Genomic DNA, 26,685 nt, shown 5'->3' with positions numbered 1-26,685 from the left:
CGTCGCATCGAATACCCGCCGACGACATCCCGGTGCCGCCTCCGGGACCACCTGATAGGAGATCTGCCGTGAGACTGTCCCGTAGCCTGCTCGCCCTGCCCACGGTGGCAATGATCCTCGCCTTCCCCGGGACGGCGTATGCCGACGAAAGCGTCCGGGTGAAGCTGCTGGACCTCAACGAAACCGGCGCCACCGGCACCGCGACGCTGACCGCCACCAGCGGCGGCGACCTGAAGGTCCAGATCAGATCGCAGGGCATGACACCGAACTCGCCACACGCGCAGCACATCCACGGCGCGGCCAACGGCATGGACTTCCACTGCCCCGACAAGTCCGCCGACGCCGACGGCAACGGGTACGTCAGCACCGAGGAGGGCCTGAAGATGTACGGAGACATCTTCATCTCCCTCACCACCACCGGAGACACGACCAAGGCCAGCGGCCTGGCCGTGGACCGCATGCCCACCGCCGACGCCGACGGCAACCTGACCTACGAACGCACCATCCCGGCGGCGGATCTGCCCGCCGGGACCATCGAGCACCTCAAGGACCTGCACATCGTGCAGCACGGCATCGACGCCAACGGCAACGGCAAGTACGACATGGAGGCCCTCGGCGAGTCGACCTTCGCCAAATCGGTCGGAGTCGACGGCATCCCGGCCGAGGCCACCGACCCGGCCACCTGCGGCATGGTCAGCGGGGCCGCCGCCGGTTCCGTGCCCGCCGGCGGCGTCGCCACCGGCGACGGCAGCACCGGCCTCAGCACCGGAGCCCTCGGCCTGTACACGGCCGGCGGTATGGCGCTACTCGGCCTGACCGGCGTGGCCGTGACGCGTCGCCGCCTGGCCCGGCAGCGCTGACCCGGCGGACACGATGACCATCACCCGACCCGCGACACGTGGCAGTGGCCGCCGGAAACGCACGTCTCCGGCGGTCGCCGCCATCGTCACCGCGATCGCCGCCCTCGGCGCCGGCGCCTGCGCTTCCGGCGGTCAATCCACCGATGTCCCGCCGCCGACCGCCGACACCCCCGCCTCATCCGGCGGTCAGCGCGACGAACTCACCACCGGTCCACTGATGCCCAGCTCACCACCAACCCGGGTGTCCATCCCGTCGCTGAAGGTCAGCGCCCCGACCGTGCCGCTCGGCCTGCAAGCTGACGGCACCATGCAGGTGCCCGACAGCGCCACCGACGTCGGCTGGTACACCCGGGCACCCACTCCCGGCGCCCTCGGGCCCGCCGTACTCGCCGGCCACGTCGACTGGAGAGGCCACGACGGCAGCTTCCACGACCTCGCAGACCTCGTGCCGGGCGCCACCCTCACCGTCGACCGCGAGGACGGCAGCCGAGCCACGTTCACCGTCACCAAGAACCAACGGCACCCCAAGGACGACTTCCCCACCGAAGCCGTCTACGGACCCGTGGACCACGCCGCACTGCGGCTGATCACCTGCGGCGGCCCGTTCGACACCGAACGCGACAGTTACCGCGACAACATCATCGTCTACGCCACACTCACCCGCGCACACCCCGCATAGCCACCCCCGACCCTGACGCGCGCCGTGCTCCGGCCGCTTCCGCGCGTCCGGGCACCACGGGACAGGCCGTGGTGCCCGGACGCGGCTGGTGGTCAGGGTTTGAGGACGACCTTCTCGCAGTTGTCCTGCTTGTTCTTGAAGATCTCGAAGCCGCGTTCCGCCTCGTCGAGCGGCAGGGTGTGGGTGATGACCCGGGCCGGATCGAGCTGGCCGCGTTCGATGCGCTCCAGCAGCGGCTTCATGTAGCGCTGCACGTGGCACTGACCGGTGCGCAGGGTCAGCGCCCGATTCATCCAGGCGCCGGCGGGGAACTTGTCGAGGAAGCCGCCGTACACGCCGATCACCGACACGATGCCGCCGCTGCGGCACGACGTGATCGCCTGCCGCAGCGCGTGCGGGCGCTCGGTCTCCGCACGGACTGCCTGCTTGACCCGGTCGTAGGCGTGGACGTGCGCGGCACCGTGGCTGGCCTCCATGCCGACCGCGTCGATGCACTTGTCCGGTCCCCGCCCGCCGGTCAGTTCCAACAGCCGCGACCGCACGTCGACCTCGTCGAAATTGATCGTCGTGTGGCCCGCCTGCTCGGCCATCTGTAGCCGGTACGGCTCCTTGTCGATGGCGATGACCTTCGCGGCGCCGAGCACCCGGGCGCTGTCCATAGCGAACTGGCCGACCGGGCCGGCACCCCACACCGCCACCACGTCGGTGGGCTGGATGTCACACATCTCGGCACCCATATAGCCGGTGGGCAGGATGTCCGAGAGGAACAGCACCTGCTCGTCGGCCAGATCGGACTCGATCTTCAGTGGACCGACGTCGGCGAACGGCACCCGCGCGTACTGTGCCTGACCGCCGGCGAATCCGCCGGTCAGATGCGAGTAGCCGAAGATCCCGGCGACGGGGTGACCGAACATCTTCTCCGCGATCCCGGCATTCGGGTTGGAATTCTCGCAGCAGGAGTACAGCTCGGCGGCGCAGGCGCCGCACGCGCCGCAGGCGATCGGGAAGGGAACGACGACCCGGTCCCCGACGCGCAGCCGAGCGGGGTCGACGCCCCGGCCGACCTCGATCACTTCGCCCATGAACTCGTGCCCCATGACGTCGCCGTTCTGCATCGTGGGCACGTAACCATCGACCAGATGCAGGTCGGAGCCACAGATCGCGGTGGAGGTGATCCGTACGATGGCGTCGCGCTCGTTCAGGAGCCTGGGATCCGGTACGTCACGGACCTTCACCTTGTTGCGGCCCACCCAGGTGTTCGCCCTCACGCGTCCGCTCCCTTCGCGAGGTCGGAATCCGACGGCGGTTGCGCCGGACGCTGCGGGAACTCCTTGCGGGCCCGCTTGCCCCACGGGGCGCCCTCGGATCGGACCACCTGGCCGGTCTCCAGGGCCTGCTTGAGTCGGCGCAGGTCGTCGTCGAGCTGCTGGTGTGGCTCCTCGCCGAAGTACCTGGCCACCGCCTTGCCGGCCGCGCCGCCCGGGATGTCGTACGACATGACGATGTGCACCTCGGTGCTGACACCGTCCGGGGCGGGCATGAACCGGACCGTGCCGGAGTTCGGCACGTCGGCGTCGCCGGTCGACCGCCACGCGATCTTCTCACCGGCCACCTCGTCGACGATCTCCGCGTCCCACTGGACGTTCTTGCCGAACGGCGCGCTGGCGGACCAATGGCTCGTACGGTCACCGGTGGTGCGGATCTCCTCCAGGTGGGCCATGAACGTCGGGAGGTTGTCGAGGTCGCGCCAGTACGCGTAGACCTCCGGCGGAGGTTTGCGGATGGTCGTCGTGGCTGTCAGCTCCATGAATCCTCCTTCGCGCGAGCCCCGTGCCGCCCGCCCTGACGACCGGGTCGCCTGCGCGGCTGTCAGCAGGTCGACCACCGTGATTCCGACTATGGCGCCCGTGACACCGATGAGGCGGCGCCGGCGGCGCCCGTCGCGGTGAGCGATGGCAATTCCGAGCGCGGCCAGGTCCATCGCATCGCCCATGACCCGCGTCCACGCCCAGATTCCCTTTCGCCGGCTCGTCAGGAGCCCGGCCGCGTGTACCAGTTCCCGCGCCCCGACCAGCCGCACCACCGCCCGGGACGTCGAGGAGTCGTCCACGCCGCTGATCCGGCGCACCGTCTCCGGCGCCGCCAGCTGAGCCACGCCCAGACCCAGACTCACCCAGCCGAGCCCGCGTCCCCGCCGTTGGACCTCGTCCTGCCTGGTCTTGATTGCCTCTCTGGTTGCTGGTCGCGTCACCGGTAGCCTCCGCATCCGGTCGTACCCCGGCCGAGCATTCGACGACGGTCCGGGGCACGACCCGTAGGGGCGGGGGATACCCCTCGGAAACCACCTCACGCCGCTCATCGGCCGCTGCGTGGTACGGCGGCGATCCGGTGCCGCTGCTCGACACGATGCCGTGGCCGCGATGGCCATGATGGGTGTGGGGATCTGCGTCGACCAGCCGCGCCCCGGCCAAGCGGTGGCACACCGGCCGGCGGGTGACCGCCGCAGGGCTCAGGTCCGGCCTGGCTCTCTCGACCCTGAGCCCCACCGGGTCAGGCCGTCGCCATGTGGCGGACGTCTTCGCCTTGGGCGAACTGCTCGACCATCGTGGCGCAGAAGGCCGGAAGGTCGCTGGGATTGCGGCTGGTGACCAGTCCGTTGTCGACCTGGACCTGCTTATCCACCCAGGTCCCGCCAGCGTTGCGGATGTCGGTGCGCAGGCTGGGAAACGAGGTGACGGTCCGGCCGTTGACCATTCCGGTCTCGACCAACGACCAGGGTCCGTGGCAGATCGCTGCCACCGGCTTCTGTTGCTGGAAGAACGCCCGGACGAAGTCCATCGCCGGTGGGCTCATCCGGAGCCGGTCGGGGTTGACCGTCCCGCCCGGCAGCAACAGGGCGTCGTAGTCGGCCGGATCGGCCTCGTCCACGGTCCGGTCCACCCGATAGCGGTTGGCCGGATCGATGTCCTGGTTCATCGACTGGATCTCGCCGGACTGCAACGAGATCAGGTGGACCTCGGCCCCGGCCTGCTCCGCGGCGGCCCGGGACTGGGCGTACTCCACATCCTCCACCCCATCGGCGGCGAGGCACGCGACCCGCTTGCCAGCCAGTGGCTGCTGACCCTGCGCCATCTCTGCGGCCCTCCCTTCGCGGCACCGCCCCTCGGCGGCGCATCGATCGAACGTCGTCGCCTTCCCGGTGCGGGCATGGGCAAACGGACCAGCGAACGTCAGTCGAGGCCGCAAGTGCGTCCCCCTGCGCCCTCTGTACAGCGGAGAAGGTCCGCGCCACGAGGTGTGCTGCCTGCCGCAGCGGGTAACGCAGGCAACTCACTGGTACCCATGCTCCGGGAAGGTCACGACATGACCCTCGCTGCCGACGCGATCGAGTTGCCGTCCGGCCAGACGATGCCCGTGCTCGGCCAGGGCACCTGGTACCTGGGCGAGCACCCCGAGAGGCGACAGGACGAGATAGCCGCCCTACGCACCGGGCTCGACCTGGGCATGACAATGATCGACACTGCCGAGATGTACGGTGACGGCGCCGCCGAAGAACTCGTCGGCGAGGCGATCGTCGGACGACGCGCCGACGTCTTCCTGGTCGACAAGGTGCTTCCGTCCCACGCCAGCCGACGGGGTACCGTGCAGGCCTGCCGCCGTAGCATGCAACGACTCGGCGTCGACCACATCGACCTCTACCTGCTGCACTGGCGTGGCACGAATCCACTCGCGGAGACGATCGAGGCGTTCGCCGAACTCGTCGACGCCGGCGACATCGGGCAGTGGGGCGTGAGCAACTTCGATCTCTCCGACATGAAGGAGCTCTTCGAAGCAGGTGGCAGCGCCTGCGCGACCAACCAGATCCTGTACAACCTCACCCGGCGCGGTCCCGAGTACGACCTGCTGCCGTGGCTACGCGAGCACCACATCCCGGTGATGGCGTACTCGCCGATCGAGCAGGGTCGACTACTCGGCCACCCTCAAGTCGCCGAGACCGCCGCCCGGCACGGGGTCACCCCCGCTCAGGTGGCGCTGGCCTGGCTGTTGCGGCAGGCGAGGGTCGCGGCCATCCCTCGGTCGTCCAAGCCCGCACACACCCGGGAGAACGCGGAAGCGCGCGACCTGCGACTGAGCGAGGAGGACGTGGCGGCACTCGACACGGCGTTCCCGCCGCCGGCCGAACCGCAGCCGCTGGAGATGTTGTAGCGTCGCCGACCGTTTCGGTGGACGGCGCTGGTCGAGGTCGGCGGCCCGCTGTCCTTCTCCACCACCACGGGTGTCGAGGCCACCCGGCGGTGACGGGGGAGGGGTCGGAGATGGCGAGGTCAGCAGATGTCGGCGATGAGAGTCATCCGGTCGACCGCCGTTGCCCGGTGGGCGGTCAGGCCGTTTCCGTCAGTTCCGTGAGCGTGTCGGCGATGGCATGCTGATAGTCGGACATGGCCTGTCGGCACTGTGGCGTATCCGCGATGATCCGGTTCAGATGGATGCCGGAGGAGTTTCGATAGAACCACATGTTGCCGGTGTTGGTGTGGGACGCCTGTGGGATCGTGGTGGGTCGCCAGACGTCGTACTCGGACGCGTTCGGCATCTTCCGGTAGTCGATGAAAGAGAAGAAGTTGACCGGAAACGGCCATGTGCGCAGATGGTAGTACTGCGGTGCGAGTAACTCCCACGCCTTGACGAATGGCACGTCCACATGCCTGATCAAGGAGTGGAAACCGGTGCGTACGGAGTCGAGTATCTCCGGGAAGGAGAGCGATTCTGAGATCGGGAAGGTGATCGGCATGGTGTTGACGAACCAGCCGAAAGACTCGCGCCACCGGGGGTCGCGCCGTTCGCTGATCGGCAGAAAACCGTGGTACGTCGTCGCGCCGGACACCCGTCGTAACGCGATTCCCACCGCCGCCAGAAGTCCCATGAAGAGCTTTCCGCCGTGTTGTGCGCACAGGTGCTCGAACGCCGTCGCATCCTCGTCGTCCAGCAGACGGACCGTGAGGTTTCGGGCCGGATACATGCGACCAGGCTCGACGCCTAGGTCAAGGGGGATCGGGGGAAACAGTCCGCCGGACTCGTCGATGAAGGATCTCCAGTACGCCAACTCCGGACCATCCGCTGCTATCCCGGAATATCGCCCTCGTTGTGACTCGGCGAAATCCAGATAGCTGCCTGCGGGCTCGGTAGGGAGCTGTTCACCTGCGGCGAGGGCAGCGTACGACCGCTGAATGTCGTCGACCGCGACCGTGAGGGATATCCCGTCACACACGATGTGATCGAACGCCAGGAAGACGGTGGAGTGATCACCGCCGACCACGACACCCATGCGGAAGAGCGGCCACGTCAGGGTGTTGATCGTCTCGTTGAACGTCGTCTCCAGGTGGCTGAGCGCGGCAGCCGCTGTCCTCTCGCCCACGTCGGTGTGCTCCAACACGATGTCAGCCGGTGACATGACGTCGCACCGCAGGCCGCCGACCAGGTGCTCGAAGCCGCACCGCAGAACCTCGTGGCGTTCGACGAAGCGGTGCAGGGCAGCCTCCAGCGTGGTCAGGTCGACCTGACCGGGAATCTGGAAGGTCATCGCTACCCAGTAGTCCTCGGAAGCGTGCTCCCGGCGGGCGGAGACCGCTGCCATGAAGTGCTTCTCTTGATTGAAGGAGGCAGCTTTCGTGCCAAGGGTGACGGGGTCGAGCGTTTCCGGTGCACGCAACCGCCACTCATGAATGTGTCCGGGCGTCAAGTCGAGATCCGAGAGTGGGATTTGCCGCACCTCAGTCCACCAATCTGGGTCGAAGAAACAGGTAGGAAACATCCGACCGGAGATTGCCCTTGCAGCGTCCGACTGACTTTCAGTCACTAGCGCCGAGTGTATCCGTGAGCCGTCCGTATGCCTCCTTCCTCGCCGCCGGTTTCGGACGATAAGACCGGGTTCGCACAATTGGCGGGTGACGGGCTGTGGAAATTCCATCAAAAGAAGAGTGGTGGGCCGGTTGTTGCCGGATGAGAGGGTGGAAGTCGTAACGTGGAAACCGGTTGCGAGTCAAGCAGAGAGCCGGACGATGATATTGGTATTGGTGACACTCGGGTCACGGGGAGATGTGGCTCCCTTCGTCGCACTCGGGCAGGCGCTCGTCGAAGCAGGACACGAAGTCCGGCTGGTCACCCAGAGCGAGTTCGGCAGCCTCGGCCGGAACACGGGTGTCGGCCTGCGGCTGATCGACATGGACGACAGCCGAGAGCTCCTCGGCCTGCCCGCAGCTCGCGCGGCCCTACGAAGAAACTACGACCCACTGGCGATAGCACGACTGATGTCGGCGCTGGCACCGCAGTTCGAGCGCGTCTACCGAGTCACGCTCGCCGCCGCAAGAGACGCGGACGCGGTGCTCTGCCACCCGATGACGTTCCCCGCCCTCGACGTGGCCGACCGGCTGCGGCTGCCCGTCATCCAAGTGCACCATGTGCCCGCAGTTCCGACCCGCGCGTTCCCCTGCGCCCTCGGGCATCGTATCGGCCACACGCTGGGGCCCGTCGCCAACCGGCTTTCGTACTCCGCCGACGGCTGGCTCGCGTGGGGTCTGACCGGAAGGATCATGAACCGGCTCGGCGGCGACATCCTCAACCGTCCGCCGATCTCCACCCGGCAGGCCCTGACCCTCCGGCGCCGACGAGCTGGAGTGGTCGTCGGCGTGAGCCCGCAGGTCCTGCCGCGCCCCGCAGACTGGCCGGCCGACGTGGTGACCACCGGCTACCTACGGACCGCCGCCCGAGAAGGCGTTCCGCTGGACTCCGCAACCCGTCGGTTCCTGGCAGACGGTGCTCCGCCGGTGCTGGTCACACTCGGCTCGACGCCGGTGCCGAACCCGGAAAGGACCAGTCGGATCATGGTTTCTGCCGCTCGCGCTGCGGGACTACGGATCATCCTGCAGCGTGGCGTCGCAGGGCTCGACCACACCGATGATCCCCATTCCCTTCACGTGGTCGACCAACTCGACTACGACCAGATCCTCCGTCAGGTCGCGGCAGTCGTGCATCACGGTGGGGCAGGCACCCTCGCCCAGGTCCTGACCCATGGCAAACCGTCACTCGTCCTGCCCAGCTTCGCCGACCAGTTCTTCTGGGCACACCGCGTGCCCGCCATCGGCGCCGGCCCCCGGCCGCTGCCCCTGAAGTCGCTCACCGAGGTCACACTGACGCGACGACTCCGGGAACTGGCTGACGATCCCCGCTACGCATCCCGCGCTCAAGCGATCGGCGCAAGGATCAGCGAAGAGGACGGTCCGCGCAACGCCACCACGGCGATCAACGGCTTCTTGGCGTGACGCCGACACCGCGCCCACGACGACGGCGCAAACGTCCACCACGGCGAGCTGCTCACGACCCACGGCCGCAAAAGGCAAGGTCGCCGTGTCGGCCTTGGCGAGGCCCGATCCGCGTCACGGTCGCACCGGCCCGGTGCGGGCCAGGGAGTACGTCAGAAGCTGCTGACCAGCTTCACGAACGCCTCGTCGATCGTGGCGGGATCGGTGGCGTCGTAGGCCTTGCCCGACGATGCCTTGGCGATCTTGTCCAGGGTGGCGAAGTCCGACTCCCGGTCGAAGGCGATGCAGAACACCTTCACCGGACGCTGCGGATCCAGGGCGACCTCGTCGAGCAGGCGGGCCAGGTCGTTGTCCTTGGTGTACTCGTTCTTGCCGTCGGTCAGCACGACGATCGCGTTGATCCGCTGCGGGTCGTACCGGTCGAGCAGCTCCCGGTGGGCGGCCCGGACCGTCGCGTAGAGCGCGGTGCCGCCCTCGACGTGCAAGTCGTCGATCTTGCGGGTGAGCCGCTTCTGGTCGAACGCGCCGAGCGGAACCTCCTCACGGTAGGGGCTCTGCGGCCGTTTCGAGGTCTCCGAGGAGAAAGACCAGAGCCCCACCCGGTCTTCGCTGTTGAGCAACGCGAGGCCCTTGCCCGCCGCCGCCGAGGCGACCTGGAAACGGGTACGCGTGCCGATCATGGCCTGCATCGACCCCGACGTGTCCAGGGCGATCAGGATGTTGGCCTTCTTGCGGAGGGTGCGCCAACCGTCCAACATCGCACCGACCACCTGCGGGTCCGGGGGCTCGAAGTACGTCAGCCCGCCGGTCGGCTCGTCGCCGACGCTGGCAAGCAGCTCCGCCGAGGCGCGGCGTTCGTGGTCCCGGAAACCGAGGCGGGTGAAGCTCTCCTGCTGGGCGTCCTCGGTCAGAAAGGCATGGAAGTCGGCTGCTGCCGCGCGCTGCCGCTCATCGGCGGAGGGCAGCACCACGAATGGATGGTCCAGGTTGAACGTGCCCTCCTTGGGGTGGACGGCGACCAGTGGGACGTTCGGACGGCGGCCCCGCTCCTGCCCGTCCTGCCGAGGGCTCAACGCACCCGTGTTGTAGAGGTCCACCAGTTCCTCCTGCAGGACGATGGCACTCATGTCGTCCGTACGGCCTGCCAGGTCCGCCTCGGCGAGGCTGCGCAGCAGGTCCACCGAGTCGTCGCTGTAGTGCGCCACGTTGGCCTCGATCCGCCGCACGAACTGGGTGACAGCGGGTTTGGCCAGGTCGGATCGGGTCAGGTCGCTGGACCGTTGCACCGCCGCGTAGTAGGTGGCGATGGTCGCCGCCAGCCCGGAGGTGGACAGGTTCGGGTTGTCCTTGCCGAACGTGAACCGGCCCCATTCCGGCTTGCCGAAGCCCGCCCACCCGTCCCGCCCGGACAGGCCCAGGATCTCTCCCCAACCCAGCGGCCCGCGCTGGCGTACCAGCTCGGCCTTGGGCTGCGGCATCGCGATCACCAGCGGGCTGTTGGCGATCGACGGGTAGCGGTCCGGTGTCTGCGGTGCCCGCCCGGCGGCCTGGTCGAGCAGCCGGAGCTGACCGGTCCACAGACTCGACGTCGGCAGCCAGACCTGCGGTTGCGGCAGGCCGGTGTCAGCCCATCCGGTGGCCAGCGCCTCGGTGGCCTTCCCCGAGTTCAACGCGCTGACGTGCACCTGGGCGCAACCGCCGTCGACCGACCGGGTGCTGCGGTTGTAGCGCTCGGCCAGGTCGACCAGCAGCGCCGCCTTCTCCGTGGAGGAGTTGACCTGGAGGGCAATGTCGCAGTCGGTACGGGGTCCCTCGTCGCCCGCCTCGCGCTGTTGCACGAACACGAACGCCCCGACGATGACCACCAGCCCGGCAGTGAAGGCGGCGGTGTAGGGCAACCACTGCCGCGTACGCGTAGCGGATGGGGTCATCGGGACGTCCTCCTCAGCATGCGGCTGGTGGCAGTCAACCTATCGATCCGGCGCCAGCCGGCCTCCCAGGCACCCCACACCGTAGCGAGTCACCCGTGGTCGGACCGTCCCCCGACCGCCACGGCGACGAGTAGCCGCACCAGGTAGACCACGACGAAGGTGACCGCCCCGGCCGCGGCGGCCGGACCGATCGCGCTCGACGCGATGTAGCCGGCGGCGGCGCCCACCGCACCGAGGAAGAGTGCGGTCGAGATGCCCCAGGCGTCCGAAGCCTCGTGACGCAGCCGCCGTAACGCGCCCTCAGGCTCGGCACCGACGCCGGGCTCCGGCACCGGAAGGTGTGCCGGCTGCGACGGCCGGGACTGGGCCGGCACCGTCGGCTGGGTCGGAGTCTGCGGCAACGTCGGGCGTGGCTGCGGTGTCGTCGGCGTGATGTGGGGGAGCGGGTGGTTCGGTGTCGGCGCGCCCGCTGTCTCGTTGCCGACCTCGAGCAGGTTCTCCCGACGTAGTGGTGTGGTGATTGTGGCGTCCTGTCGGAGCAGCCGCACCAGCACACGTTCGGCATCCGGCCGATCCGCCGGATCCTTGGCCAGGCACTCCCGAATCAGCTCCTCCAGCGCGGCCGGAAACGTGGGCAGCTCGGGTGGGTCGTGCAGCACTCGGTGCATCACCGCGAAGAGCGAATCGTTGCCGAACGGCGGCTGACCGCCGGCAGCGAAGGCGATCGTGGCCGCCCAGGCGAAGACGTCGCAGGGCGGACCGACCGCGTCGTTGCGGAACCGCTCCGGCGCCATGTACGCGGTGGTCCCCATGACTCGGCTGGACGCGGTCTCGGTGACTCCCAACGCGCGTGCGATGCCGAAGTCGATCACCCGAGGACCGTCCTTGCCGAGCACGACATTGTCCGGCTTCAGATCGCAGTGCACCACGCCGGCACCGTGGATCGCGGCGAGCGCGGTGACCGTGCCGACGGCGAGCCGGTGCAGGGCGTTACCGGTCACCGGGCCGTGCTCTCGGACGTGTCGGTGCAGGGTGGGACCCTCGATGAACTCACTGACCACATAGGGCTGCTCGCCGTCCAGTTCGGCGAAGAGAACCTGCGCGGTGCAGAACGGAGCGACCCGGCGTGCGGCGGCGATCTCCTTCACGAACTGCGACCGCGCCCGTGGATCGCTCAGATCGACGTTGATCATCTTGACCGCGACCCGGTCACCGGCGTCGTCCTCACCGAGATAGACGACCCCCTGTCCACCCGCGCCCAGCCGGCCGACCAGGCGATACGGGCCGGCGGTGACCGGATCGTGGGTCCACAGCTTCGTCAAGCCCGGCACCGGGGTGCCGGCCAGTTCTGACATCCCGACTCCATCAGCGTCGTGCCCGGCCACTGGCGGCGCAGGACACGGGTATCGTGCCATGCCCGCCGTCGGTGACCGAGAACGTCGGACCACGGGCTTCGGTTGGTCGGCAGACTCCGGTTCGGTGTCGGCGTCGCGAAGTGCGACCAGCGCCATCGACCGGAATGAGCAGTGCCCGCTCGGCTGTCGACCCCGCACACTTGACGCCGCCGAGTGTCTGCGGGATGGCGGCTCGTGCGCGTTGCGGCGGCGTGTCGGACTTGGGCGTGGCTCGGTGTCGTTCACCCGCTCACACTGCGTCTACCAGGGGATTCGCGTCCAGAAACAGCCTGTGCCGGGCCTCTTGACGGGTCATTCATGTTACGGCTACGTTTCCGTCTACCGTACACCGTCGACGATAAGTCGCCGGACTTCATCGAGTCCGGGCCCCCTCCGGAAGGTTGTCGCATGGTCAACTCGGCCGAATCCGCATCGTCCGTCGCCGCGCTGCGCGTGCCCCAGAAGGTCGTGCTCAGCGAGTCGACCTACGACGTGCTGCGGACGGCGATTCTGGACGGCACACTGCCGCCGGGCACCCGGATCGTGGAAGAGTCACTGGCCCGGCGACTCGGCGTCAGCCGTGCACCACTGCGCGAGGCCATCTGGCTGCTCAAGCGGGACGGCCTGCTCGTCGAGGAGTCCGCGCGTACCACCCGCGTCGTCCAGTTGACCGAGGACGACGTTCATGAACTGCACATGGTCCGTACCGTGCTGGAGACCCTGGCCTACCAGCAGGCGTCACCACGGCTGCAACCGTCCGACGTCTCCGACCTCGAGGATCTGATCTCTCAGATGCACGAGGCATCCGCGGCCGGTGACACCCGCCGGATCGCCGACCTGGACTACCGGTTCCACCGCACCCTCTGCGCGCCGTGCGGCCTGCCCCGGATCATGAAGGCCTGGGACGAGCAGCACGTGCTTTTCCGACTGTGGCTCAACATGGTCGGTCCGACGCTGGGCGTGCAGGACATCGCGGAGTCGCACCGGATCCTGCTCGACGTGGTGCGCGGCGGTGACGCCGAAGCCATCTCCGAGCAGGTGATCCACCACGTCTACCTGGTCGGCGGCGTGATGGCCGACCAGCGCAGCCGCTGGGCGGCCGCCCAGCCCCGTCTCTACTTCCCCCAGGGCGTCCCGGGCGCCTGAGCCCTGCGCCGGACCCCGGCCGCCGGACCGACGCCCGGACCGCACCGAGAGATAGCGAGGCCCGATGAAGACTGTCAACCTGACGCTGCCGCTCTATCCGTTCATGCCGGTCGGAAACGTCTGGGCCTGGGACTCCCCCTTCCAGCTCACGCCGGTGACGACGCACGGACGGCAGGGTGTCGCGACGCACCACATGAGCTTCCACAGCGAGGCCGGGACCCGGCTCATGCTCGGCGCCTGCTACGACGACGACGCGCTCAGGATCCACGAACTCGACTACGGCACGCTGGTCGACCGCGAGACGGTCGTCATCGACATCCCGAAACAGGCCGGCGAGGAGATTGAGGCCGACGACATCGAGCGCGCCGTCGTGGGCGATCCCGACTACCGCGACGGTGACGCCGTGTTGCTGCGCACCGGATGGGGCGACGACGAACGCTACCGCACGCTCGGTGACGAGTACGCGACCACCACTCCGCACTTCTCGCTGGACGGCGCGAAACGACTGGCGGAGGTGATGACCGAACGCGGCAGCGACCTGATGCTGACCGACTGCGCGTACATCGGCAATCTCGGTGAGGGCTTCATGTTTCCGGAATGGGCCTCCCGCAAGCCGTGGGATCGCCCGCCGTTCCCCTCCCCGCAGGCCCGCACCTACATGCGGCACTACACACCGGAACGCGGCGCCGGTGGCGGCGCTCCGGACTGGGGGTCGTCGGTCGTCCTGCATCTCGCGATGTCACCGGTCGCCGCGGTGGCCAACTGCGGCGCGCTGCGCAGCAAGCGTGTCCGGGTCACCGTCCTGCCCCTGTTCCTCGCGGGAGCCGAAGGAGCCCCGTGCACCGTGCTGGCTGTGGACGGCGACGAGGCGGGAGAGGCCCGATGACCCTGCGCACCATCAACCTGACCCGCCCGATCACCACCGAGTCACCGGCCGGCAGCTTCTTTCCCTGGGAGGCGCCGTACCGGACCGAGGAGATCGCGACGCTGACCCACAACGGCGCGAACCTCTTCCACATCACCATGGGCAGCGGTTCCGCGACCCGATTGCTGGGTCCCGCGCTCGGTTCACCCACCGGAGCCACCGTCGACCAGTTGCCGCCGCAGCGGCTGCTCGGTCGGTCGGCGATCGTGCTGTCGTGCCAGGCCGGACCGGGCGGCGAGATCGCCACCGACACCGTCCGTGCCGCGCTTGACGACGCCGACCTGCGTACCGGTGACGCGGTGGTCCTGGCGACGGGCTGGGGTGACGAGCCGGATCGCTTCGGAGAAGCGGCGTACTACCTCGACGGGCCCTACCTGAGTGTCGCGGCGGCACAGCTCTTGGTCGAGCGGCTCGGCGCCAACTCGTCGGATCTGCTGCTCACCGACTGCCTCTACCTCGACCGGCCGGGTGGCGACCACGCCCGGACCGAGTGGACCGCACTACAGCCCTGGCTTCGCCCGTCGTACCCGTCGGACGCCGCCACGATCTATCTCACGCATTACCGGCCGGAGAAGGTGCGGCACGACTGGGCCGCCACCCTGACTCTGACCGAGTCCATCTGGACCGTGGCCGGACTGGTCGGATGTGGTGCCCTCGCCGGGCACCGGATCCGGCTCACCCTCGCCCCGCTCAATGTGCAGGGCGTCGGCGAGGTGCCCTGCACCGTGGTCGCTCAGATGTCCGGCGACGACGGTGCGCCCGACACACCGGTCTTCTCGTCAGGAGAACCGACATGAAGCAATCCTTTCGATCGATAACACGGACCCTCGCGATAGCCCTGACCGCGACGCTGGCCGTCACCGCCTGCGGCGGGGGCGGCGCCGGGAACCAGGGCCCGGAATACACCGGCGACACCTTCGACTGGAAGCGCTACGACGGCCAGTCGATCAAGGTCTACGTGGCCGACACCGGTCAGGTGGAGAGCTTGCGGGCCGGGCTCGCCGAGTTCACCGACCTCACCGGCATCACCGTCGAGATCGAGGGGTCCGACGTCACCAGCTACCGGCAGAACCTGCCGGTACGGCTCACCTCGCGGGCCTCGGACTTCGACGTCATGGCGACCTTTCCCGAGGTCGACGGCCTGCAGTTCGCCAAGAACGGCTGGTACACCGACCTCGGCCCGTACCTGACCAACCCGGGGACCACCAACCCGGAGTACGACTTCGAGGACTTCGGGGCCGGCATCCGCAAGGCGATGACCGTGGAGGAACAGACCGTCACCGTCCTCTGGGAGATGCAGACCGATCTGGTCTACTACCGCAAGGACCTGCTGGAGAAGGCCGGTCTGGAGGTGCCGACCACGTTCGCCGAGTGGGACGCCGCCGCAGCGGCCGTACACGACCCCGGCAACCGGGTGTTCGGTTTCGCACTGCGCGGGATCCCGTACCAGACCACCACACCGTTCTCGTCCTTCCTCTACGCACACTGCGGCGAGTGGGTGACCGACGGCAAGGCGGCGATCAACACGCCGGAGGCGCTCAAGGCGTACGAGGCGTACGGACGACTCGGCACGAAGTACGGTCCGCCGGGCATCGCCGGATTCGACTGGCCGGTGCCCTCCCAGCAGTTCGCGCAGGGCAACGTCTTCGCCTTCCTGGACGTGAACCTGTTCGTCAAGGACCTGGAGGATCCGACGAAGTCCCGGGTGGCCGGCAACGTCGGATACACCACCGTCCCCCGCGCCGACTGCGACGCCGCGCCGTTCATCGGCGGCTGGGGCTACGGGATCAACCCCTTCTCCGAGAAGGGTGACGCCGCCTGGTACTTCATCCAGTGGGCCACCAGCAAGCAGATGAACCTCGACCTGAAACTCACCGGCTGGCCCAGCCCGCGCGCGTCGGCCTGGGAGTCGCCGGAGTTCAAGCAGGCCGACAAGACGCCCGAGTTCACCCAGGTGGTGCTGAGCAGCACCCAGACGGCACGGGCCCGGATGAACCCGCCGGTGACCCCGGGCGTCGAGGCCCGCGAGATCGCCGGACTGGTCGCCAACAAGGGTCTGGAGGGTCAGACCGGCGACGCCCTGAAGCGGACGGCCGACCAGCAGAACGACAAGCTGCAGGGCCTGCTCGACGCGATGCGCTAGTGATCGGCCGCGGCCGGAGGCCACTCCTCCGGCCGCGGACCTCGCAAGGGAGGACCTGGTCCCGATGGCTCCGCTCACCCAAAGCCCCCCACGGGCTGCGCGCAAGCCCCCGCAGCCCGCACCACGCCGCACCTTGCTCGACGTTCTCGACCGATACGACCGGTACATCCTGCCGGCCCCGGCACTGATCGTCGTCGTCGCGATGTTGGCGTTCCCGATCGGATACACCGTCTATCTCAGCTTCCACGAGTGGTCCGGCGGGCTACGGCCACCGGAGTTCGTCGGTCTGGACAACCTGACCCGCTCGCTGACTGACGGCCAGTTCTGGGGCAGCATCTGGCGCACCATCTACTTCGTCACCCTGTCGGTAGGGCTGCAGGTCGTCCTCGGCGTCGGGGCGGCCCTGCTGTTCCACCAGCGCTTCCCCGGCCGAGGCGTGGCCCGCACCCTGTTCATGTTCCCCATGATCGCGACACCGGCCGCAGTCGCCCTGGTATGGAAGATGATGTTCGACCCGACCATCGGCATCCTCAACTACCTCGTGCAATCCGTCGGTGGACCGACCCTGCTCTGGATCAGTGACGCCAACCTCGTCATCCCGGCGCTGGCGATCGTGGACACCTGGATGTGGACGCCGTTGGTGATGCTGATCGTGCTGGCCGGGCTGGCCGCGCTTCCGCAGGAACCGTTCGAGGCGGCCAAGGTCGACGGCGCGGGGCCGGTGCGTACCTTCGTCAGCGTCACGCTGCCGTTGTTGAGCCCGGTCATCCTCGTCGCCGCACTGTTCCGACTCATCGACGCCATCAAGACGTTCGACATCATCAAAGTCATCACGGACGGCGGTCCCGGAACCGCCTCGGAGACCCTCAACCTGTACGCCTTCAAGCAGGGCCTGTCGTACCTGCACTTCGGGTACGGGTCGATGCTGCTGGTCTGGCTGACCCTACTGGTCTTCGTCGTGGCGATCGTCTTCACCCGCCTCCGGGCGCGGACCGACCAGGGGTGAACCGATGTCCGAGACCCTGACCGCCACCCGAGCCACCGCGACACCGCCGACCCGACCGGCGGCCAGACCTCGCCGACGGCGATCGATCCTCGGTCGGATCGCGCTCGCCGTCACCGTCACCGTCGCGCTCGCCCCGGCCCTGTTCGTGTTCTTCTGGATGCTGACCTCGTCGTTCAAGCAGCAGGTCGACATCTACACGATCCCGCCGAAGTGGTTCGACTTCACTCCCACCCTGGACAACTACCAGGCGGCACTGACCCGCACCCCGTTCGCGCGCTACATGACGAACAGCCTGATCGTCGCCGCCTCCTCCAGCCTGCTCGGGCTGCTCATCGGTGTGCCTGCGGCCTACAGCATCGCCCGCTACCGGCAGACGAAGCTCTCGCTGTCGCTGTTGACCGCCCGGCTGCTGCCCGGAGTGGCCTACCTGGTGCCGTTCTTCGTCGCGTTCACCGCGCTGCGAATGGTCGGCACCTACCCGGCACTGGTCCTGTCGCACGTCATCATCACGTTCCCGCTCACCGTCTTCATCATGGTGAACTTCTTCGCCGCCCTGCCCGACGAGGTCCACGACGCGGCCCAGGTCGACGGATGCGGGAAACTGGAGACGTTCTGGCGGATCGCCGTACCACTGACCCGGCCCGGCATGCTCACCGCCGGGATCCTCGCGTTCATCTTCAGTTGGAACGACTTCAAGATGGCGCTGATCCTCTCCGACGGCGACAGCCGCACCCTGCCGGTAGCCGTCTTCAACTTCGTCCACGAGGCGTCCCTGGACTGGGGGCCGATGATGGCCTACGCCTCGATCATCATGCTGCCCGTCTTCCTCCTCACCCTCGCCGCGCAGCGGCACATCGTGACCGGAATGACGATGGGCAGCGTCAAGTGACCAGCACCTCGGGAGGCACCATGACCAGCACCGTCCCCGCCGTCGTCAGCCGCGCCGCCGGCAACGGCCGCGTAATCGCCGCGAGCATCAAGCCCGGCGCCCAGTTGACCGACTCGATCGAGCAGGTGTGCCGCGATCACGGCGTGCACACCGCCGTCATCCTCTCGGTGATCGGCACCATCCAGGAGGTCTACCTGCGCAACCCGCGAGACATCACCACGCTGCCGATCCACCGCGAGCACGAGTTCGCTGACGAGATCGACACCGTCGTGCTGCAACGCCCGATGGAGATCCTCTCCATCCAGGGCAACGTCACCACCCTCGACGGCAAGCTGTGGGCGCACTGCCACGCCCTGTTCTCCGAGGCGGGTGGCAACGTCCGTGGCGGACACGTCTTCCGGGCCACCGTCTGGAGCCAGGGTGAGGTCTTCCTGCAGGAACTGACCGACATCCGCATCGACCGCGAGTACGACCGGGAGGTCACCGGTCTGCCGCAGATCCGTCTGCACGGCTGCGACGCAGGACCAGCCGATGACCGGTGACCCCTGCCTGCTCGGCGTCGACATCGGCACGTCGAGCAGCAAGGGCGTCCTCACCGACCCGGCCGGGGCCGTACTGGCCACCGCGATCCGCCCGCACCGGGTGTCGCGGCCCCGGCCGGGCCACGTGGAGCACGACGCCGAGACGGTCTGGTGGTCGGAGTTCGTCGCCATCGTGCGGGACCTGCTCGCGGCGGCTCCCGGGCCGGTCGCCGCCGTCGCGGTCAGCGGCATCGGTCCGTGCGTCCTGCCGACCACCGAGGAGGGACGGCCGCTGCGGCCCGCGATCCTGTACGGCGTCGACACCCGGGCGACAGCGGAGATCGCCGAACTGACCGACGTCATCGGCGCCGACGAGATCGTTCGGCGCGGCGGCAACCGGTTGACCAGTCAGGCCGCCGGTCCGAAGCTGCGGTGGGTCCGGCGACACGAGCCGGAGGTCTGGGCCGACACCCGTCGGTTCTTCATGGCCAGCTCGTTCCTGGTGTTCCGGCTCACCGGCGAGTACGTCCTCGACCACCACTCGGCCAGCCAGAGCGACCCGCTCTACGACCTGCACCGGCAGTCCTGGATCGACGACCTGGCCACGCAGATCGCCCCGGGGCTGGAGTTGCCGAGGCTGCTGTGGCCTACCGAGATCGCCGGCCGGGTCTCGCGGGACGCCGCACGGATCACCGGCCTGCCCGAGGGCGTCCCGGTCACTGCCGGCACGGTCGACGCCTGGGCCGAGGCCGCCAGCGTGGGTGCCACTCGCCCCGGCGACCTGATGCTGATGTACGGCACCACCATGTTCCTCACCCAGGTGGTGACCGCGCCGGTCGTCCACCCCAGGATGTGGGCGACCACCGGCCTCTTTCCGGGCAGCTTCTGCGTCGCGGGAGGCACCGCCACATCGGGTGCCGTGGTCGAGTGGCTGCGAGAGCTGGTCGGCGGAACCGACTACGCGCGGCTGACGGACGAGGCCGCAGCGGTTTCCGCAGGCGCGGACGGCCTGGTGATGCTGCCGTACTTCGCGGGCGAGCGGACTCCGCTGTTCGACGAGAAGGCGCGCGGTGTCGTCGCCGGCCTGACCCTCGACCACGGGCGCGGGCATCTCTATCGGGCGGTGCTGGAAGCGACCGGCTACGCGGTGCGGCACCACCTCGACGAGATGTCCGGTCTCCTGACGCCACCGGAGCGGGTCATCGCGGTGGGCGGAGGCGCCCGATCGTTGTGGACACGGATCGTCTCCGACGTCACCGGTCAGCCGCAACTGATCCCCGAGCAGACGATCGGGGCCAGCTACGGCGACGCGTACCTTGCGGGCCTCGCGGTCGGGCTGGTCGACCGTGAGGACGAGTGGACACGGTGGGCTGCCCGGGTCGAACCGGATCCGTCGACCACCGACGCCTACGACCGTGGCTACACGGCGTACCGCTCCCTGTATCCGGCGACCCGGACGATCATCCACGACATGACGTCACCGTTCAGATAGTGGCTCGCCGGACCGAACCGGAGGCCGAACTCTTGCCTGCCCGCAAGGTAGGTGGCGGGCGGGGTTCGCTCGGTTTCCCCAGTACCGACGCCCGGTTCCTGGTCTCCTGCCGTGCTCAGGGCCGGTACCGGGCGATCATGGTCTGCACCGCCTCCTCCACGGCCCGCTCGATCGCGGAGCGTTCGGGTGCCCAGTCGGTGAGCAGGAGAGTGGGCCAGAAGACGAAGTTGGAGATCATGCCGAGGAACTGGGTCGCCGCGAGGGTGGGGTCCTCGACCTTCGCGGAGCCGGCGGCGTGTGCGGCGGCCAGGTATCGGCTGACCGACTCGAAGTAAGGCATCTTCCCCTGGCTGAACTGGGCTTCCCCGAGTTCGGGGAAGCGCGGCAGCTCGGCGATGACGATGCGGAACAGGGCGGTCATCCCCGGACGGGTGAGCAGTTCGACGTAACGGTGGCCGATCGCGGTCAGGCCGGTCCGGAGGTCGGTGGCGGACGGGTCCGGGCCACCGGAGTCCTCGACCTTCCAGGAATCGGTCACGATGGCGTCGAAGAGGGCCGCCTTCGTGGGGAACTGCTTGAAGAGGGTCGCCTTCGAGACCCCCGCCGCCTCCGCGATCCTGGCGAGCGAGGTGCTGTCGTAGCCGGAGGCCAGGAACAGGTCGGTGGCGGCCGTGAGGATGGCCGCGCGCTTCTCCTCTGCCACCCGTCGGTGGTACGCCGAGGGTTCGGTGCTCATGGTCCCAGTATGCCTGATGGCGAGGTGAGTCACTTGACTCGCCATGCCGGGCCTCGGTAGCGTCCAGTGGTGAGGTGAGTCGGTCAGCTCACCCAGCCAGCCTTCTCAAGGAGTGCACATGCCACGCTTCGCGGACCAGACCGCCCTGATCACCGGCGGCACCGGCGGACTCGGCGAAAGCCACGTACGCGCCTACCACGCCGAAGGCGCCAACGTCGTCATCGGCAGCACGACGGGTGGTCTGAGCAAGGCCACGGAGCTCGCCACGGAACTGGGTGAACGTGCCCTCGCGGTCCACCTCGACGTCACCAGCGAGGACGACTGGGCCGCCGCCGTCGCCGCCACCGAGCAGACCTTCGGCGCGTTGACGATCCTGGTGAACAACGCCGGTGTCCAGAACTCCGCCGTCACCATCGACGCCACCGACCAGGCCCGCTGGGACCGCACCTTCGCGATCAACGTGACCGGCCAGTTCCTCGGCATCAAGACCGTCGCCCCGGCGATGCGGCGGGCCGGCGGCGGCTCCATCGTCAACATCGGATCGACCATGGCGTACGGGGGGACCGCGCTCTACGCCTCGTACGTCGCCAGCAAGTGGGCGACCAGAGGCTTGACGCTGAGCGCCGCCCTCGAACTGGGCCGCGACAACATCCGGGTGAACACCATCCACCCCGGCGTCATCTCGACCAAGCTGATCCACGAACCGGCCGCACCGGGTGAGCGGCCCATCTCGGACTTCTACGACCCGAAGCCGTTCGCGATCCCCCGACTCGGCGCCCCGACGGACGTGAGCGCGGCACTGCTCTACCTGACCTCACCGGAGGCATCCTTCGCCACCGGCACCGAGCTGGTGCTCGACGGTGGCCTGCTGCTCGGCCCGGCGCTGCCGGTGGGTGTCGCCGAAGCCGCCTGAAGACATCCGCACGTACGGCCCGTGTCGCGATCACGCAGGGCTGGCCCTTGGTGGTGACGGCCGAGCAGCGTGCGGTCGGCCGCGCCGGTCCCGATAAATGACTGTGATCGATGTCGATGCGCCTTCTAGGGTGAGGCCACTGGGTATATCGCCGCCGTTCTCGCTGCTGCGAGCAGTCGCCGTATGGGCGGGGACGACCACGAGACAGGGAGTGGCAGATGAAACTGACCACAGCCGCACGCCTGACCGCGTGCGCCGTGGCCCTCGGCCTGCCGGTCGTGACCGCCGGCCCGGCGATCGCGCAGGCCGCCCCGCAGACCGCGACAGAATCGACCACGGCGATGGCACCGCGCTGCGGCTGGCTACCCGGCGCCAACGAGCCGTACAGCGTCGGTTTCTCGGGCGCCGGAATCCGCCTGCGCAGCGGCCCGTCGACGACCTGCACCGTGCTGGGCCTGGGCTACGTGGGCCAGAGCGTGACCCTGCGGTGCGGCGCGGTGGGCGACGACGGATGGGGCTGGTACTACGTCAGGAACAACAGCACCGGCGTCACCGGCTTCGTCCGCGGTGACGGCCTGACGGGCGTACCGATCTCCACCCTGGCCTGCTGACCACGGCGGAGGCCGGCACCGGCCTCCGGGCTGCGGCGGACACCTGCCCGCCGCAGCCCGCCGCCTGCCTGATCCGGCGACCAGAGTCCGGCAGGTCGGGCTTCGCGTCAGGGCCTCGGAAGATTGAGCCGGTGCAGTCTCGCCCGGTCGGCGAGGGAGAAACCATGGATCGAGGGCATGGAGGAGGTGCTCGGCAGCGACTTCTACTTCGTCCACTTCAACCGGCAGCCGGGCGTCGCGGACGCCGTGTTCGAGGAGAACACGCACCAGTTCCTCCGGAACCTGTACCGCAAGGACGTGCCCCTCGCGGAGCCACCGCCCGGCACCACGTTGATCGACCTTGCCCGGATGGAGACCCCGCCGGGTGAGCCTGTCATGAGCGACAGCGAACTGGTGGTCTTCGTCTCCGCCTTCGAATCGACAGGCTTCACCGGCGGCGTGAACTGGTACCGGAACCTGGACCGCAACTGGCATCTGCTGGCGGACGTGGATCCCGTCATCCGCCAGCCCACCCTCATGATCTACGGCGATCGCGACACGGTGGCACGGTCTGAGAGCCCGGCAGAGTACGTGCCGAACGTGAAGGTGGTCAGCCTGGACTGCGGTCATTGGATCCAGCAGGAGAAGCCGCAGGAGACGAACCAGGTGATTCTCGCCTGGCTCGGCCGGCCGGATGAGCCGCCCACTACCTGCGGAGTGTCACTCTCTCGTCACCGTGGACCGGCCGACTGACGGCAGAGCGCAACACGGCCACCGCTGTGCCGCCGTCGAATCGAATTCGGTGGACCGTGAGTGACGGCGCTGGCGGTGGTTCGGTGGGCTGCCCTGGCGGCCAGCGGCCTGTCGAGCAGGCGGTCGGTCAGCGGCGACCGGTGGCCAAGGCGACGAGGTACTGCCCGCCGCCCGCGTCGACGCTCGCGGTCACCGGCAGTCCGGGCACCAGCCGGGAGAACCGGTCGACCAGCCATTCCGCCGCCTCCTCGGCATCCTCCCGACGTGGACAGCGGGCGACCAGTTCGCGGCCACCCTTGCGTTCGAGTCGCTCGGCGACGGCGATCAGCGATGCCGGTTCCACCACGTGCAGACGCTCCGGCCAGGCAATGACCACCTTGACCGCGCCTTTGCGGGTGTTGCAGGCACGATGCGCGAGCCGCTCGGCGACCCGGGCCTTCTTGTCGGCGGTACGGCTGTCGACGCTGGGACCACGCGGGTCATTCACCGACATGTGGGGGTCGACCGACTCGTCGCAGACCCAGCATCGCCAACCGTCACGCCTCGCGACGTCATCGAGGGAACTCATCCGAGCAAACTAGCCTGGCAGCCCTCGGCGAACGGCAGCACGGGCCACGGCGAGCACCAGGTGGGGCCGGCCTGTCGCGGCTTGTCCGCCGTGACCTGGTGCTCGCCGTCAGTCGGATGCCGTCCGGCCTACAGGAAGCGCTCCGGGTCGAAGTCGTCGAGGTCGATGATGCGAACCCGAGGAAGCACGTTGGTGAAGCAGCCCGCGTCCTCCTCGAGGTCGAACACCTGCAGGCCCGGCAGGTCGGCGAAGCCGGCGTTGAGGAACTCCTTGAACCCGACGACCGCGACCTGATGGTCACCGTGCAGGAGCTCCCCGATCTGCGGGAGGAAGTCGCCGTCGTGGCTGGCGAGCATCACGTTGCCAGGGCGTCGGGCGATAGCGTCCAGCGTTCGCTGGATGCCGATGTCCACCACCTTCTGATCCGACGATCCGGCGAGCGGGATGGGCCGGTATTCCATGCTCAGGAGGGCCCGGACGAAGGGCATCGGCAGACCGCCACCCGAGGCGTTGAGGAAGAACAGCCCCTTCACCGGCCGCTGCCACGTGTCCCGTGCGAAGTCCCGCAGACGCTCCCACCGCGGTCGCTCCGCAGGTGCCGGTCGGCGCTCCAGAACACTGTTGCCGAGAGTGGCATCGATGTTCTCCCCGTCCACGATGAGGTACGTGACGGGCTCCGTCGTATCGGGCATAGGAGTACCTCTCGGGTCGAGCAGCGGGCGCGGGCCGGTCGAGCCCGAGCGTTGACGTGCCTGCGGAAGCTGTGCTCGTGGTCAGGGTATGCCTACCAGCGAGGGGGGACGGCATCGGCGTGGATGAGGCGGGGTCCTCGCGGCGCTTCAGACGGCCTTCTTCCACGTCACCAGGACGCTGACGATGACGTCGAGCACCAAGGCGAGGAGACGATGTACGCGGTGAGGACTCGTTCCTCTCAGCCGGCCTGCGGGCCGGAGGCGTCGGGTGACCGGAACCTGACGTCGGCGCCGCCACCCGGCGGGCGGCTGGCCGCCGGGTGGGGGAGGGCATGGGCGGGGTGCCGCGCTGTGCGGCCGGGCCTTCGAGCTGCTTGGCGGAGGTTGTCCCCGGGGTCAGCGCCGATCACCAGGCGCAGGGCGCGTAGTCCTTGAGGAAGCAGCCGTACAGGTCCTCGCCCTGTTCGCCGCGGACGATCGGGTCGTAGACCCGGGCCGCGCCGTCGACCAGGTCCAGCGGGGCGTGGAAGCCGTCCTCGGCCAGCCGCATCTTCGTCGGGTGAGGCCGTTCGTCGGTGATCCAGCCGGTGTCGACGCTGGTCATGAGGATGCCGTCGGCCAACATCTCCTGGGCACTGGTCCGGGTCAGCATGTTCAGCGCGGCCTTGGCCATGTTGGTGTGCGGGTGACCTGCCCCCTTGTAGCCGCGGCCGAACTGGCCCTCCATCGCCGACACGTTCACCACGTACTTGCGGCGGGCGGTCGCTGCGGCCATCGCCGGTCGCAGTCGGCTGACCAGTACGAACGGCGCGGTCACGTTGCACAGTTGCACTTCGAGCAGTTCGACCGGGTCCACCTCGTGCACCCGCTGCACCCAACTGTTGACCGGGTCGAGGTCGGGCACCAGACCGCCGGCGTCGATGGCGTTGGCTGCCGCGATCCGTTCCGGTGAGGCGGAGCCACTGGTCAGCGCCAGCGCGGTGAGCGCGTGTGGCGTGATGGTGGGCGAGGTCGGTGCCGCGATCAGGCTACCCGCCGGTTCGCTCCGGCCGGCCGGTTTGGCGAAGGTGATCATCTCCGGTAGCGGACCGTCCGGCAGGGCCGCCGCCTCTGCGGCGACGAGATGCGCGTACGCCGCGGGCGTGCGGCGGACGGTCTGCGCCGCGTTGTTGATCAGGATGTCGAGTGGTCCCTGGTCGCTGACCGAGTCAGCGAGGGCGATCACCTGGGCGGGGTCGCGCAGATCGATCCCGACGATCCGGAGGCGGTGGAGCCAGTCCCCGCTGTCGGGCATCGCGGCGAATCGACGGACCGCGTCGTGGGGAAATCGGGTGGTCACCGTGGTGTGCGCGCCGTCGCGCAACAGCCGCAGTGCGATGTACATGCCGATCTTCGCCCGGCCGCCGGTGAGCAGCGCGCGCCGACCGGTCAGGTCGGTACGGGCGTCGCGGCGCTCCCGGTTCAGGGTGGCGCAGGTCGGGCAGAGCTGGTGGTAGAAGGCGTCCACCTCGCGGTAGCGCTGCTTGCAGATGTAGCAACCACGCGGCTTGTGCAGGACGCCGGCGGTGGCACCCACGGTGGGGGAGACGAGCGGGTTGCCCTGGGTCTCGTCGTCGATGCGGCCCGGGGCACCGGTGGCGGTGGCTGCTGTCACCGCGCGATCGGCTGCCGCGATGGCATCCCGTCGGTCCTCACGTCGCCGTTGCTTGATCATTTTGTAGAGCTTCGCGGTGGCCCGCTGCACCCGCACCACGTCGGGATGATCGGGAGGCAGATCCTCCAACGCCTCGAAGACGCTGAGACAGGTCTCCAGTTGGGTCGGGTCAATGCGGTATTGACCGTTCTTCGCAATCTTGTCCGCCGTCATGCCGTCGATGTCCCGTTCCCTGCGCCGGATCCGTCCGGTCGACCCCACGTCCGACCCGGAACTGTACGCACCGGGCGGGCTCCGACGCATCCCGCGCCTGTTCGCCGGCCCGAAGACCGTCGCCACCCGTGACCCTCCGCGATGGAGGCACCGGCGACGCAGTCGCGCAGCGCGACGATGAGCGCCTCGATGTCGTCTGCGCCGAGCCCGGTGTCGCACCGCAGGCGGAGGTACTTGCCTGCCTCCGAGGAGTTCACGACTCCC

The 26,685-nt window shown here is 68.7% G+C and carries 25 protein-coding genes; 15 read left to right on the top strand and 10 right to left on the bottom strand.

All coding sequences use genetic code 11. From position 1 onward, the window contains the following. Positions 1–68 precede the first annotated feature (68 nt). Positions 69–860, top strand: a complete 792-nt coding sequence (locus tag ACQVFL_RS19595) for a hypothetical protein (protein ID WP_431727253.1) — start codon at positions 69–71, stop codon at positions 858–860. A 13-nt stretch (positions 861–873) separates the two neighbouring features. Then, positions 874–1,539: a class F sortase gene (locus tag ACQVFL_RS19590; RefSeq protein ID WP_396697097.1), complete on the top strand. Its 666-nt coding sequence runs from the start codon at positions 874–876 to the stop codon at positions 1,537–1,539. A gap of 92 nt (positions 1,540–1,631) precedes the next feature. Here the strand turns inward: ACQVFL_RS19590 and ACQVFL_RS19585 are convergent, their stop codons facing one another. The 3 genes from ACQVFL_RS19585 to ACQVFL_RS19575 form a co-directional block, all read right to left on the bottom strand. Beyond that, a complete protein-coding gene (locus ACQVFL_RS19585; RefSeq protein ID WP_431727252.1) occupies positions 1,632–2,807 on the bottom strand; it encodes a zinc-dependent alcohol dehydrogenase in 1,176 nt (391 codons plus the stop codon). Then, positions 2,804–3,346 carry an SRPBCC family protein gene (locus ACQVFL_RS19580; protein WP_431727251.1) on the bottom strand — a complete coding sequence of 181 codons (543 nt, stop codon included), beginning with the start codon at positions 3,344–3,346 and terminating at the stop codon, positions 2,804–2,806. Before ACQVFL_RS19580 ends, ACQVFL_RS19585 begins: the two co-directional genes overlap by 4 nt. A 743-nt stretch (positions 3,347–4,089) precedes the next feature. Then, on the bottom strand, positions 4,090–4,671 hold the full coding sequence (locus ACQVFL_RS19575) for a type 1 glutamine amidotransferase domain-containing protein (protein ID WP_431727250.1): 582 nt from the start codon (positions 4,669–4,671) through the stop codon (positions 4,090–4,092). Between the two features lie 231 nt (positions 4,672–4,902). Between ACQVFL_RS19575 and ACQVFL_RS19570 the strand changes: the two genes are divergently transcribed. Further along, on the top strand, positions 4,903–5,745 hold the full coding sequence (locus ACQVFL_RS19570; RefSeq protein ID WP_431727249.1) for an aldo/keto reductase: 843 nt from the start codon (positions 4,903–4,905) through the stop codon (positions 5,743–5,745). A 175-nt stretch (positions 5,746–5,920) separates the two neighbouring features. Here the strand turns inward: ACQVFL_RS19570 and ACQVFL_RS19565 are convergent, their stop codons facing one another. Further along, the gene (locus ACQVFL_RS19565; protein ID WP_431727248.1) at positions 5,921–7,393 is read right to left on the bottom strand and encodes a condensation domain-containing protein; all 1,473 of its coding nucleotides are present in this window, start codon (positions 7,391–7,393) and stop codon (positions 5,921–5,923) included. Positions 7,394–7,595: 202 nt separating this feature from the next. Between ACQVFL_RS19565 and ACQVFL_RS19560 the strand changes: the two genes are divergently transcribed. Next, positions 7,596–8,855, top strand: a complete 1,260-nt coding sequence (locus ACQVFL_RS19560) for a glycosyltransferase (protein ID WP_396697109.1) — start codon at positions 7,596–7,598, stop codon at positions 8,853–8,855. A gap of 152 nt (positions 8,856–9,007) precedes the next feature. Here the strand turns inward: ACQVFL_RS19560 and ACQVFL_RS19555 are convergent, their stop codons facing one another. After that, positions 9,008–10,786 carry a substrate-binding and vWA domain-containing protein gene (locus ACQVFL_RS19555; protein ID WP_431727247.1) on the bottom strand — a complete coding sequence of 593 codons (1,779 nt, stop codon included), beginning with the start codon at positions 10,784–10,786 and terminating at the stop codon, positions 9,008–9,010. An 89-nt stretch (positions 10,787–10,875) separates the two neighbouring features. Beyond that, positions 10,876–12,141: a serine/threonine-protein kinase gene (locus tag ACQVFL_RS19550; RefSeq protein ID WP_431727246.1), complete on the bottom strand. Its 1,266-nt coding sequence runs from the start codon at positions 12,139–12,141 to the stop codon at positions 10,876–10,878. A 447-nt stretch (positions 12,142–12,588) separates the two neighbouring features. Between ACQVFL_RS19550 and ACQVFL_RS19545 the strand changes: the two genes are divergently transcribed. The 8 genes from ACQVFL_RS19545 (at position 12,589) to ACQVFL_RS19510 (ending at position 20,302) form a co-directional block, all read left to right on the top strand. Continuing rightward, complete coding sequence (locus ACQVFL_RS19545; RefSeq protein WP_396697115.1) at positions 12,589–13,326, top strand: GntR family transcriptional regulator; 738 nt, start codon at positions 12,589–12,591, stop codon at positions 13,324–13,326. Positions 13,327–13,390: 64 nt separating this feature from the next. Further along, a complete protein-coding gene (locus ACQVFL_RS19540; protein WP_431727245.1) occupies positions 13,391–14,212 on the top strand; it encodes a cyclase family protein in 822 nt (273 codons plus the stop codon). After that, positions 14,209–15,048: a cyclase family protein gene (locus ACQVFL_RS19535; RefSeq protein WP_431727244.1), complete on the top strand. Its 840-nt coding sequence runs from the start codon at positions 14,209–14,211 to the stop codon at positions 15,046–15,048. Before ACQVFL_RS19540 ends, ACQVFL_RS19535 begins: the two co-directional genes overlap by 4 nt. Next, the gene (locus tag ACQVFL_RS19530) at positions 15,045–16,394 is read left to right on the top strand and encodes an ABC transporter substrate-binding protein (RefSeq protein ID WP_396697121.1); all 1,350 of its coding nucleotides are present in this window, start codon (positions 15,045–15,047) and stop codon (positions 16,392–16,394) included. Before ACQVFL_RS19535 ends, ACQVFL_RS19530 begins: the two co-directional genes overlap by 4 nt. Positions 16,395–16,527: 133 nt before the next feature. Further along, a complete protein-coding gene (locus tag ACQVFL_RS19525; RefSeq protein WP_396697123.1) occupies positions 16,528–17,400 on the top strand; it encodes a carbohydrate ABC transporter permease in 873 nt (290 codons plus the stop codon). Positions 17,401–17,404: 4 nt separating this feature from the next. Then, positions 17,405–18,289: a carbohydrate ABC transporter permease gene (locus tag ACQVFL_RS19520; protein ID WP_396697125.1), complete on the top strand. Its 885-nt coding sequence runs from the start codon at positions 17,405–17,407 to the stop codon at positions 18,287–18,289. A gap of 20 nt (positions 18,290–18,309) precedes the next feature. Continuing rightward, positions 18,310–18,831, top strand: coding sequence for a PPC domain-containing DNA-binding protein (locus ACQVFL_RS19515; protein WP_396697127.1), 522 nt, complete (start codon positions 18,310–18,312; stop codon positions 18,829–18,831). Then, entirely contained in the window at positions 18,821–20,302 is a 1,482-nt protein-coding gene (locus ACQVFL_RS19510; RefSeq protein WP_396697129.1) for an FGGY-family carbohydrate kinase, read from the top strand. The genes ACQVFL_RS19515 and ACQVFL_RS19510 overlap by 11 nt, the downstream gene beginning before the upstream one ends. A 115-nt stretch (positions 20,303–20,417) precedes the next feature. Here ACQVFL_RS19510 and ACQVFL_RS19505 read toward each other — a convergent pair whose 3' ends face one another. Next, positions 20,418–21,038: a TetR/AcrR family transcriptional regulator gene (locus ACQVFL_RS19505; protein ID WP_396697131.1), complete on the bottom strand. Its 621-nt coding sequence runs from the start codon at positions 21,036–21,038 to the stop codon at positions 20,418–20,420. Positions 21,039–21,156: 118 nt separating this feature from the next. Here ACQVFL_RS19505 and ACQVFL_RS19500 point away from each other — a divergent pair, with 118 nt between their 5' ends. The 3 genes from ACQVFL_RS19500 (at position 21,157) to ACQVFL_RS19490 (ending at position 23,294) form a co-directional block, all read left to right on the top strand. After that, positions 21,157–21,951: a glucose 1-dehydrogenase gene (locus ACQVFL_RS19500; RefSeq protein ID WP_431727243.1), complete on the top strand. Its 795-nt coding sequence runs from the start codon at positions 21,157–21,159 to the stop codon at positions 21,949–21,951. Between the two features lie 218 nt (positions 21,952–22,169). Continuing rightward, positions 22,170–22,562: an SH3 domain-containing protein gene (locus ACQVFL_RS19495; protein WP_396697135.1), complete on the top strand. Its 393-nt coding sequence runs from the start codon at positions 22,170–22,172 to the stop codon at positions 22,560–22,562. A 177-nt stretch (positions 22,563–22,739) separates the two neighbouring features. Then, a complete protein-coding gene (locus ACQVFL_RS19490; RefSeq protein WP_431727242.1) occupies positions 22,740–23,294 on the top strand; it encodes an alpha/beta hydrolase in 555 nt (184 codons plus the stop codon). Positions 23,295–23,421: 127 nt separating this feature from the next. On the opposite strand, the gene ACQVFL_RS19485 is transcribed toward ACQVFL_RS19490, so the two are convergent. The 3 genes from ACQVFL_RS19485 to ACQVFL_RS19475 form a co-directional block, all read right to left on the bottom strand. Next, positions 23,422–23,787, bottom strand: coding sequence for a hypothetical protein (locus ACQVFL_RS19485; protein WP_396697139.1), 366 nt, complete (start codon positions 23,785–23,787; stop codon positions 23,422–23,424). A 203-nt stretch (positions 23,788–23,990) separates the two neighbouring features. Further along, entirely contained in the window at positions 23,991–24,554 is a 564-nt protein-coding gene (locus tag ACQVFL_RS19480; RefSeq protein ID WP_431727241.1) for an NYN domain-containing protein, read from the bottom strand. 406 nt (positions 24,555–24,960) lie between these two features. Further along, entirely contained in the window at positions 24,961–26,421 is a 1,461-nt protein-coding gene (locus ACQVFL_RS19475) for an SDR family NAD(P)-dependent oxidoreductase (protein ID WP_396697143.1), read from the bottom strand. Positions 26,422–26,685 lie beyond the last annotated feature (264 nt).

The sequence above is a fragment of the Verrucosispora sp. TAA-831 genome, assembly GCF_050780145.1.
Lineage (GTDB): Bacteria > Actinomycetota > Actinomycetes > Mycobacteriales > Micromonosporaceae > Micromonospora.
Note: the sequence above shows the minus strand (reverse complement) of the source record. Positions and strands in the feature narration are given on the sequence as shown.